Genomic DNA, 11,325 nt, shown 5'->3' on the forward strand with positions numbered 1-11,325 from the left:
GACTACTCCCAAAACCAACTGTCCAGAGAAAACTGGCTGCTTAATTAATCCCGGCTATAGTGGCGAATTCGGCGTTAGAAAGATATCCATACCTCTTTCCCTGGTGGCCAATCATATGGACGGCCGCCGGGAGCAGTGCCGCGTGCACTGCCGTCCCCTGCCTATAAAAACGCATCTCGTAGCTAGACTCTCCAACTCTCGTGATCGCAGCCAAGTCCCCAGAAGAGACTATTCCACTATATCTCAGCGGGCCGGTACCAAGGCGGAAGTCGACATTATTCTCAGCTTCGAATGTGACACGACAATCATTATCAATAAGACCCAAGTCTACATAATTCATTCGCACCAAACAGGAATACGTCGCTTTATGCCCCCGTTCATTTCTAATTGTCAGCGCAGGAAAGAAATCGTAACAGTCCTTGCTGAGCCAGAAATACTGCGATCCTTTTCCCTCCACGGAACCGGGGGTAGCCTGCACGCGAACCGTGTCCGCGTGACCCAGAAGCAGAATCATAGTCATTTTATCAGTATCCTCCATAATAACTGAACCACCCTGCTCATCATAAAGTAACTGCCATGCCGGAGCAGTTAAATTATCAAGAGTCGGCCTATACAGAGCCCATTTTTGACTGAGCACTGAATTCACCATGTCGCGCCATGAAAAACTCATTTCCGCCGTTTGCTGCGCCCCCAACAAGACGGAAATCTCAACGTTCTGCGACATTCCAGGTCCGGTGAAATTGCCAGACGTGACTACAAGAGATTGCCCGCGCCCGGAAACAGCCCCATAGCACTTCATATGAAGAAGGCGCTTTCGATTTACAACATGCACTTCGGCCCCGCACTCCAACAGCTCAAGAATTAGCTGTTTACTGGTCAATCTGGCCCGCGAGCTCCCCGCAAAAATCGCAACTAGGCTGCCGCCCCGCTCCTTGTGCTTTTTGAAAGTTTCGAAAAATCGAACACCCCCATTGTAGTTCCCGAAGCCCGACATGACGAAAATAGTGCCATCGCCAGGCGTATGTTCGCGGACCCAAACTCGCTCCAACAGATTGACCAACCCCTTACTACGACCGGTCGAATAAACATTCGGATGCAGAGTAAGTTCCATTTACCGCGCCCTCACAATCACCATCGCCTCTGCAGTCACTGCATTCTCCTTGTGATAGCCATAACGTTGATAGGTCTGCAACTTTAAAATCTCGGAATGCTCCCAGCCAGCTGATCGAGCAAGCTCTGCAAGATGATATGGGGTGTCAATATCAAATCGCGTTCCGCCAAGAACGGTATGATTCCCGCCAACAATTAATGCAAACGGCGCCCCAGCACTCATCAGCGGAAGTAGAGATGCGAACACCCTACGCATGCCGTCAAAGTATCTGTAAAGCAAGAGCGGAACCGCCTGCCTCCTAAAGCCATCAGCATCACTCAGAGATCGTTGAAGCATTAGACAATAATCCGCTTGCTCTTGCGGAAGTTCAGCAGAATTACTATGCAACTGCTCGAAAAGCGCTTGCTTGGACTGCTTTCCTCGAACCTCTCGACTACCAACAAGTCTGGACTCAAGCGGGACAATTTCGGCCGCAGGAATCAAGCCAAGCCATACTAGACTCAGGCGCTGAGTATCAATATAAGGAAGCGCAGTCGCGTAGGGGGGGCTGGTAAGTGCACAATCAAACTTCCCCCCTCCCCCCAATGTAGACGAGCTCAAAGACCTGCTATCCGCCAATACCGCCCTATTGTCTGAGCGAATCGCCCCGACAATACACTGCGTCGCGTCCAGCTTGTCAATGAAAGTGTTAACAGCCTCTTCATAGGCCAACACAAATGCCTTTTCAGGGAGAGGCGACTTTCGTCGCCTAATCCTAAGGTCGACAGGATCTTGCAGAGAATAGTCTCTGAGCAAATTGCTCGCAATGGCCAACAAACAAGAGGCGGCGGTAACGTCCGCACTTTCAATCGAAATGCGAAGAGTTTCAATTTCCTTATAAACACTTGGCGTGAACCAGCCCAGCAAGTATTCGTCGCGCTCACAGTCCGCGCATTCCGACTTAATCTTAAGCCGCGCTCTAACAGCAAGAACTCTGGCAAGTTCTTCGCGCAGGATGTTCGCTGGAGTTCGTAGCGCCTCCAACTTTGCATTGGCGAGGAAAACAGCCAAAGGATTAATATCCGCACCTGTCGCGCTCATCCCCAGATGAGCACACTCCAGAAGAGACGTTCCCGATCCACAAAATGGATCAAAAACCCGAGATTGCTTCGGGATATCAAGAACATTCAAAATTGCCCGAACAATCTGTGGATTAAACTTTCCTTTGTACTCATGAAGGCCATGCGAGGAATATCGAGTTGACTGCCGCTTTTGGTTAGCGCCATTCAATTGCTCGAGCTGTGACTGCATTGTCGGCTCGTATCGCTCACCATCTTGCATCCCCGCAAAATAAACGAGCCTACGCACTGCTTCTGCATCAAGTTGAGTCCGGGTAGCCAGCCCTTTGGGGGTATCAGTAAAACTGGCACCAGGCAAAAGAGCGGCAGCCTCTCGCTTAGCCAACTCAAGCTCATAGGGGAAATACTTGTATGGGTGACGGATCAGTTCGGCCATTCTTTAGCTCTTCTTCAGGACGAGTACTGTCTCTGTCTTAATGTTCGCGTGCGCGAGATTGAATGATTTTCGATTAGACGAGATTGTCCGCTCAATATTAGCAACAGGATCGAAACCCAGCCTTTCAGCAGCACTCTGAATGATGCTGGCATTGTCGACAATTTTCCCCCGTATTTTTGATCGGCCGATGACAAAGCATGCATACCCGCCGGTCACTAGCACGCGATCAATAAGACTTAGCGTGCCCCGCATTTGCTCGACAAAATTGTCTTCCGTGTGAGGATTACGCTTGAAGAAGTGCGCTCTTGCACCAATTTCCTGCTCCTTCACAGAGAGAGGATCAAAGCCCAGCCACCACATTCTATACTTGTGATAAAGCCAGTATTCATAGGCATTGGGGTAGGGGGGAGACGTAATAACCAACCCTACTGCCCCCCCTAACTGCTCGGGAGCTACCGTCAAGGTATTCCCCTCAACAACTTTTGCAGGCCCAATCTCCCAATCCCTTTCACTCAATGCTCTATCAAGCTTCTGAGCAGCGGAAACAAAGCCAGTGAATACGGCCTCACGAGTGGTTCCCTTTTCCACTGCTGCGTAGCGCGTGTCACTATCTTGATTCGAAACACGAACCAGAATAGAAGAAAGAGCAAGGCGAAGAGCATCGTGGCATGAAGGATCGGCCACGGAAGAAATCTCCCAAAGTAGGGCAGAGATTGCCCCCTGAATCTCTGGCTTGAACCAGTGATCTACATTCGGTATTTCCCACTTCTGTGCGCTTTGAATCTGACTTGCCTTAGCGCTTACCTCACGCGCAATTTCGAGTAAGTCCGCTGGGCGAGAGCTCGTCTTTACGCGCGAGATCAGACAAGCAATTGGATTGAGGTCAACACCAACAGCTGGCAGCCCCATTCGCTGGGCCTCCATTAGCGTGGTGCCGCTCCCGGCAAACGGATCAAACACAGAGGTTCCTGAAGGACAGGGCAGCGCGCGCATCAATGCGCGCGGAATCTCTCCAATGAACTTGGCAGGATATGGATGAATGGCTTCAATAGGATGGGCACGCACACGGCTAGAGAAACTCCAATCGATTGCCTCAAGCCCCGCCCCTTCCAATGCAGAAGACTCATTAACACTACCGCGATCAAATTCACCCATATACTCTTCCAAAATCATGGTAGCCCTCTACGATGACTGCATCGAGGGTCTTTTTTTTCAGCACATTCTTCGGCAACATCTCGGATTACCCAAACCACCGACACTTTCATTCTGTTGACAGCCTTTTGACGAACTAGGCAATTTCCCACGGGGTACTCGCGCGGCCGCCTGTATCGCTTTAGCCAGACCAGTCGGCTCTCGGACGCTGATAGCGTTCACTTCACAAGATCCAGTAGTGAACCACTTTGCATCATAGTGCAGTGACCCCGACGCTGCCATGCGCACCCAACTCGGCGCGTCGCCACACACAGGACAAGGGCGCCTCTCGGCGCCCCTGATTCTCTCAACTCACTCCCACTCAATAGTAGCCGGAGGCTTCCCCGAGATGTCATAGACAACCCTCGACACCCCCCGCAACTCATTGATGATCCGGTTGCTCACCGTACCCAGGAACTCATACGGCAGATGCGCCCAGTGCGCCGTCATGAAGTCGATGGTCTCAACGGCCCGCAGTGCAATCACCCACTCATAAGCGCGCGCATCTCCCACCACGCCCACCGACTTCACCGGCAGGAACACGGCAAACGCCTGGCTGGTCTTGTCGTACAGATCCGCCTTGCGCAGCTCATCAATGAAGATGGCATCGGCCTTGGCCAGCAGTTCGGCGTATTCGCGCTTCACTTCGCCCAGGATACGCACGCCCAGGCCCGGGCCCGGGAACGGATGGCGGTAGACCATGGTGCGCGGCAGGCCCAGCTCAACGCCCAGGCGGCGCACTTCGTCCTTGAACAGCTCGCGCAGCGGCTCCACCAGGCCCAGCTTCATGTGCTCCGGCAGGCCGCCCACGTTGTGGTGGCTCTTGATCACATGCGCCTTGCCGGTCTTGCTGCCGGCCGACTCGATCACGTCCGGGTAGATGGTGCCCTGCGCCAGCCACTTGGCGTTCTTCAGCTTGTTCGACTCTTCGTCGAAGATCTCAACGAACAGGTTGCCGATGATCTTGCGCTTGGCTTCCGGGTCGCTCACGCCTTCCAGCGCGGCGAAGTAACGGTCGGCGGCATTCACGCGAACCACCTTCACGCCCATGTGCTCGGCGAACATCGCCATCACCTGGTCGCCTTCCTGCCAGCGCAGCAGGCCGGTATCCACGAACACGCAGGTCAGCTTCTCGCCGATGGCCTTGTGCAGCAGCGCCGCCACCACGGACGAATCGACGCCGCCGGACAGGCCCAGGATCACTTCGTCATCGCCCACCTGTTCGCGCACACGGGCGATCTGGTCGTCGATGATATTGGCGGCGGTCCACAGGGTCTGGCAGCCGCACACGTCCACCACGAAGCGGCGCAGCAGCGCCTGGCCCTGCAGGGTGTGGGTCACTTCCGGGTGGAACTGCACGCCGTACCAGCGCTTTTCTTCGTTGGCCATCGCGGCCACCGGAATGCGGTCGGTGGTGGCGGTGATGGTGAAGCCCGGCGGCGCAACGGAGACGTGGTCGCCGTGGCTCATCCAGACATTCAGCTTCGGCTCGCCGCCGTGGTCGCTCAGGCCCTTGAACAGTGCATCCGGGTTGATCACGTTCACTTCGGCGTGGCCGAACTCGCGCTGGTCAGCGGCTTCGGTGGCACCGCCCAGCTGTGCGGCCAGGGTCTGCATGCCGTAGCAGATGCCGAAGATCGGCAGGCCGCTGTCGAACACTTCCTGCGGCGCGGCCGGGGCACCTGGCAGCGTGGTCGATTCCGGGCCACCGGACAGGATGATGCCCTTGGCGCCAAACGCCGCGATCTCGGCCGGGTTGTGGTCCCACGCCCAGATTTCGCAGTAGACGCCCAGCTCGCGGATGCGGCGGGCGATCAGCTGCGTGTACTGCGCGCCGAAATCGAGGATGAGGATCTTGTCGTTATGGATGTTGGTCATGGTGCCGTTCCAGTGGTGTTTTTCGCAGTGCCCGGTGCTTCAAGGCTCTGCGTCAGCGTGGCGATGAACGCCTCGCGTTGTTGAATATGTGAGGGGTCTTCCTCATCCCAGCGCAGCATCAGCAGGCCGTGCGGTGCGTTGGGGTTGGCGCGGTCGGCGCGCGGCAGCTCGGCGATTTCCTGCACCTCGGTGCCGGGCACGATGCGCCGTTGCAGCGCCGCCATCGAGACGCCAGAATCCGCAGCGCCCCAGGACGCCCAGCGCACGCTCATCCGTGCGGGCTCCAGCGCGCCCAGTACCGGCGTCAGCACCGGATCATCCGGCCCGTGCAGCAGCTCGGTAATGCATTGCAGCGTGACCTGCAGCGGGCGCTCGCCGGTGCCTTTCAGCAGCCAGCGCTGCTCGCCAGCGGCCTGCACCTGCCAGCCCTTCGGCAGCGAGAACGCGTTCTGGCACGCCTGTACGTCCTGCAATTGCGAAACCGCCGCGCCCGGAGACCCGGAGCGCGGCGGCGGTTCGGACAACGAACAGCCTGCCATCAGCAGGCTGCCCGTAATCGCAAGAGCAGTTCGCAAGCGCATCAGGCGCGGTAGTTCGGCGGCTCTTTGGTGATGGTCACGTCGTGGACGTGGCTCTCACGCTGGCCGGCGCCGCTGATCTTCACGAACTTGGGCTTGCTGCGCATGTCTTCGATGGTGGCGCAGCCCACGTAACCCATGGTGGCGCGCAGGCCGCCCATCAGCTGGTGGATGATGCCGCCCACCGGGCCGCGGTACGGCACGCGGCCTTCGATGCCTTCCGGCACCAGCTTGTCGGCGGTGGCGGCGTCCTGGAAGTAGCGGTCCTTCGACCCCTTCTCCATGGCAGCCAGCGAACCCATGCCGCGGTAGCTCTTGTACGAACGGCCCTGGTACAGCTCGGTCTCGCCCGGCGATTCCTCGGTACCGGCCAGCAGGCCGCCGACCATGATGGTCGAGGCACCGGCGGCCAGCGCCTTGCCGATGTCGCCCGAGTAGCGGATGCCACCGTCGGCGATCAGCGGGATGCGGTCCTGCAGGGCCTCGGCCACCAGATCAATAGCGGTGACCTGCGGCACGCCGACGCCGGCGACGACGCGGGTGGTGCAGATCGAGCCCGGGCCGATGCCGACCTTCACCGCGTCCGCGCCGCTGTCCAGCAGCGCCAGTGCGGCTTCGCCGGTGCAGATGTTGCCACCGATGACCTGCACGTTCGGGAAGTTCTTCTTGACCCAGCTGACGCGGTCCAGCACGCCCTGCGAGTGGCCGTGCGCGGTATCGACCACGATCACGTCCACGCCGGCGGCGACCAGCGCTTCCACGCGGCGGTCGGTATCGCCACCCACGCCGACGGCAGCGCCGACCAGCAGGCGGGTCGACAGATCCTTGGCAGCGTTCGGGAAGTCGGTGTTCTTCTGGATGTCCTTGACGGTGATCAGGCCACGCAGTTCGAACGAATCATTGACCACCAGCACCTTTTCGATGCGGTTGCGGTGCAGCAGCTGCAGCACTTCGTCAGACGCGGCGCCTTCCTTGACCGTGATCAGGCGATCCTTCTTGGTCATGATGTGGCGGACCGGATCGTCCAGCTCGGTCTCGAAGCGCATGTCACGGTGGGTCACGATGCCGGCCAGCAGGCCGTCGCTGCCCACCACCGGCACGCCGGAGATGTTGTGCGCCTGGGTCAGGGCCAGTACGTCGCGGATGGTGGTTTCCGGGCCGACGGTGATCGGGTCGCGGATGACACCGGCCTCGAACTTCTTGACCTTGGCCACTTCCGCGGCCTGCTGTTCCAGGCTGAGATTCTTGTGGATGATGCCCATGCCGCCGAGCTGGGCCATGGCGATGGCCAGGCGGGCTTCGGTGACGGTATCCATGGCTGCGGACAGGATCGGAAGCTTCAGCTTCAGGTCTCGGGTCAACCGCGTTTCGAGGTTGACGTCCTTGGGCAGGATGGTCGAATGGGCGGGGACGAGCGAGACGTCGTCGTAAGTGAGTGCTTCAGCCTGGATGCGCAGCATCGGCATACCCGAGATGTGGGGAAGCGCGACATTTTACCCCTTTTTCGCGCCCTGTGGCAGGGGGTAGATGCGACGCAGTGTCGCGCGGGCGGTGGTTGGTTCAGGGGGGCCATCCGGGCCAGCGGCATACCGCCTTTGGTAGGTGCCAACCTTGGTTGGCACGGCCCATCCGGCACCTGGACCCCAGATGGGCCGATGACCCCGATGGATGTGCCGACCAACGGTCGGCACCCACCCCAAGAGGATCACTCGGGCCAGTCCTGAAACTGCCTTTGGTAGGTGCCAACCTTGGTTGGCACGATCCATCCGGCACCGGTGCCCCAGATGGGCCGATGGCCCCGATGGATGTGCCAACCAAGGTTGGCACCTACCAGGAGCGGGTCATCGCCCGCCGGCATTGTGCCGACCAACGGTCGGCACCCACCCCAAAAGGTCAGCTCAGCGCTTCCGCGGCTTCCAGGGTGTTCTGCATCAGCGTGGCCACGGTCATCGGGCCCACGCCACCCGGCACCGGGGTGATCCAGCTGGCCCGCTGGGCAGCCGCCTCAAACCCGACATCACCCACCAACCGGCCGTCATCCAACCGGTTGATGCCGACATCAATCACCACCGCGCCCGGCTTCACCCACTCGCCCGGCACGATGCCCGGGCGGCCCACGGCCACCACCAGGATGTCGGCGTTGCGCACGGCCTGTTCCAGTACGTCCTTGGGGGTGAACTTGTGGCAGCTGGTCACGGTGCAGCCGGCAATCAGCAGCTCCAGGCCCATCGGGCGGCCGACGTGGTTGCTGACGCCCACGATGGTGGCGTTGCGGCCGCGCACCGGCTGGTCGGTGTGGCCCAGCAGCGTGGTGATGCCACGCGGGGTGCACGGGCGCAGGCCGAACTCGCGCAGGGCCAGGTGGCCCACGTTTTCCGGGTGGAAGCCGTCCACGTCCTTGCGCGGGTCGATGCGCTGGATCAGGCGGCGCGCGTCCGGGATGCCCGGCAGCGGCAGCTGGATCAGGATGCCGTTGATCTTCGGATCGGCATTGAGCTGGTCGATCAGGTCGAGCAGCTCGGCTTCGGTGGTGCCGGCCGGCAGATCGTAGTCATGTGCTTCGATGCCGACCTTCTCGGCGGCACGGCGCTTGTTGCGCACGTACACGGTCGAGGCCGGGTCGCCACCGACCAGCACCACGGCCAGGCCCGGGCGGCTGCCACCGGCGGCCACGCGCGCGTCGACGCGCACCTTCAGGCTGTCAAGCAGGTCCTCGGCGATGCGGCGGCCATCAAGGATGCGGGCAGGAAGCTGGGAGGCGGAATCGGTCATCGGGAGCGGGCGTGGGGCGGCGGGGACGCTATTGTCCCCGATTCAGGCCCCCTCGCCCACCGCCGGCGTCGGCAATGCCGGCCGCTGGCCGACAACGGCACATTGCCACCGACCGGCAACACAGGCCGCTGGCTGACAACGGCAAATGGCCGACCACCGGTAGTGCCGGCCGCTGGCCGGCAACCTCATGACGTCGGAACGTTTCCGTATTTGCCGGCCAGCGGCCGGCACTACCGGGGCTACTCTTCCTCTTCCGGCACATCCTGCGGGTTCAGCGTCTTGCTCTCCCGCTTCGGTGCGGTGAACGGCGTCGGCGTCGGCACGCCCTGCGGGCTGTTGCCGTAGATCATCCGCGCGCCGGCATTCAAACCACCGCCGGCAATCTCCAGCTCGAAACGCTCGGCATCGCGGCGGCGGATCTGTTCGGCAATCTCCACCGCATCATCCTCATCCGCCCCCAGCTCCACCAGCGCAGCCTGGCCGAACAGCACCGCCGATTCAAAGGTCTCGCGGATCTGGAAATCGACACCGGCATGGATCAACCGCAGCGAATGCTCGCGGTCAAACGAGCGCACCATCAGCTTGGCCTGCGGGAACTCGTGCGCCACCAATTCCACAATGCGGTCGGCGGCCTCGGCCTTGTCCACGCACACTGCAATCGCACGCGCGGTCGCTGCACCGGAGGCATGCAATACATCCAGACGCGTGCCATCGCCGTAGTAGATCTTGAAACCGAATCGCGCCGCGCTCTGGATCATCTCCACATCGTTGTCGATGATGGTCACGTCCACGTCGCGCGCCAGCAGCGACTGGCTGGCGACCTGGCCGAAGCGGCCGAAGCCGATCAGCAGCACGCTGCCGGACAGGCCGTCGGCCTCGTCCACGCCGTCCATGTTCACCGTCGGCTTCGGTGCGATGCGCTTGTAGACCAGTACCACCAGCGGGGTCAGCGCCATCGACAGCACCACCACGGCGGTGAAGTTGGCATTGATCTCCAGGTCGATCACGCCGGCCGAGGCGGCAGCAGAGAACAACACGAAGGCGAACTCGCCGCCCTGCGCCATCAGCACGCCACGGTCCAGCGCCTGCGCGTGGTCGCTGCCCATGATGCGCGCCACCACGTAGATGCACACTGCCTTGGCCGCCATCAGCGCCAACACCAGGCCGAGGATCAGCTGCCAGTGCGCGGCCACCACGCTCAGGTCCAGCGCCATGCCGACGCTGAGGAAGAACAGGCCGAGCAGGATCCCGCGGAACGGCTCGATGTCCGCTTCAATCTGGTGCCGGAAGGTCGACTCGCTCAGCAGCACACCGGCGAGGAACGCGCCCATCGCCATCGACAGGCCGGACAGCTGCATCAGCAGCGCCGCACCCAGCACCACCAGCAACGCGGCGGCGGTCATCACTTCGCGCGCCTTCGATTCGGCCAGCACGCGGAACAGCGGGTTGAGCAGGAAGCGGCCGACCAGCACCAGGCCGACGATGGCACCAACACCGATCGCCACCGACAACCAACGCGAACCCTCACCGTCGGCACTGCCGGCGCTCGGACCCATCCAGGCCACCAGCGCCAGCAACGGCACGATCAGCAGATCTTCGAACAGCAGGATGGAGACGATCTTCTGCCCCGACGGCAGCGCGATGTCGCCACGCTCGGCCAGCAGCTGCATCACCACCGCGGTGGAGGTGAGCACGAAACCGGTGGCGCCGATGAAGGCCACCTGCCATGGCAGGCCGAACAGCTTGGCGATGCTGGTCAGCACCACCGCGCAGGTGACGATCTGCAGCGTGCCCAGCCCGAAGATTTCCTTGCGCAGGCTCCACAGGTGCGAGGGCCGCATCTCCAGGCCGATCACGAACAGGAACATCACCACGCCGAGCTCGGCGGTATGCAGGATGGCCTGCGGGTCGGAGAACCAGCCCAGCCCGAACGGTCCGATCGCCAGGCCGGCAGCGAAGTAGCCCAGCACCGAGCCCAGGCCGGCCCGGCGGAACAAAGGCACCATCACCACCGCCGCGCCCAACAGGGCCACGACCTTGACCAGCTCGCTGGTCGCTGCTTCTACCGCCATGCGGTGTTTTCCCCAAGATCCAGAATCGGCTTCAACAATAGAGCAATGCCGATGACGGCAATAGCACGCATGTTGCGCCGGATTGTCTTGGAGGTGGAACGATGCAGGGAGCGACCCCCAGCATCATCCCGAAACCATGCATGCGCGTCGATGGGTGCCAACCATGCATGCGCATCGGCGGGCGCCAACCATGCACCCGCTTCGGTAGGTGCCAACCTTGGTTGGCACA

General features: G+C 60.8%; 9 protein-coding genes. All 9 read right to left on the reverse strand.

The window, feature by feature from the left end; genetic code table 11:
• Positions 1–40: 40 nt before the first annotated feature.
• Positions 41–1,111 (reverse strand): hypothetical protein, encoded by a 1,071-nt coding sequence (locus tag N7573_RS05685; protein WP_279912615.1) that lies wholly within the window; start codon positions 1,109–1,111, stop codon positions 41–43.
• Entirely contained in the window at positions 1,112–2,605 is a 1,494-nt protein-coding gene (locus N7573_RS05690; RefSeq protein ID WP_279912613.1) for a hypothetical protein, read from the reverse strand.
• A 3-nt stretch (positions 2,606–2,608) separates the two neighbouring features.
• The gene (locus N7573_RS05695; protein WP_279943095.1) at positions 2,609–3,760 is read right to left on the reverse strand and encodes a DNA methyltransferase; all 1,152 of its coding nucleotides are present in this window, start codon (positions 3,758–3,760) and stop codon (positions 2,609–2,611) included.
• Between the two features lie 348 nt (positions 3,761–4,108).
• Positions 4,109–5,674 carry a glutamine-hydrolyzing GMP synthase gene (gene guaA, locus N7573_RS05700; RefSeq protein WP_005413109.1) on the reverse strand — a complete coding sequence of 522 codons (1,566 nt, stop codon included), beginning with the start codon at positions 5,672–5,674 and terminating at the stop codon, positions 4,109–4,111.
• The gene (locus N7573_RS05705) at positions 5,671–6,147 is read right to left on the reverse strand and encodes a hypothetical protein (RefSeq protein ID WP_345781974.1); all 477 of its coding nucleotides are present in this window, start codon (positions 6,145–6,147) and stop codon (positions 5,671–5,673) included. Before N7573_RS05705 ends, guaA begins: the two co-directional genes overlap by 4 nt.
• Positions 6,148–6,254: 107 nt before the next feature.
• Positions 6,255–7,712 (reverse strand): IMP dehydrogenase, encoded by a 1,458-nt coding sequence (gene guaB / locus N7573_RS05710; RefSeq protein WP_005409308.1) that lies wholly within the window; start codon positions 7,710–7,712, stop codon positions 6,255–6,257.
• Positions 7,713–8,145: 433 nt separating this feature from the next.
• Positions 8,146–9,024, reverse strand: a complete 879-nt coding sequence (gene folD / locus N7573_RS05715; protein WP_005409307.1) for a bifunctional methylenetetrahydrofolate dehydrogenase/methenyltetrahydrofolate cyclohydrolase FolD — start codon at positions 9,022–9,024, stop codon at positions 8,146–8,148.
• A gap of 239 nt (positions 9,025–9,263) precedes the next feature.
• Complete coding sequence (locus N7573_RS05720; protein ID WP_279913749.1) at positions 9,264–11,096, reverse strand: monovalent cation:proton antiporter-2 (CPA2) family protein; 1,833 nt, start codon at positions 11,094–11,096, stop codon at positions 9,264–9,266.
• The coding region (locus tag N7573_RS05725) for a hypothetical protein (protein WP_279943098.1) at positions 11,087–11,325 on the reverse strand (239 nt) is incomplete at its 5' end. The genes N7573_RS05720 and N7573_RS05725, both read right to left, overlap by 10 nt.

The organism is Stenotrophomonas sp. GD04054 (assembly GCF_029836955.1).
In the GTDB taxonomy this organism is placed as follows: domain Bacteria; phylum Pseudomonadota; class Gammaproteobacteria; order Xanthomonadales; family Xanthomonadaceae; genus Stenotrophomonas; species Stenotrophomonas maltophilia_A.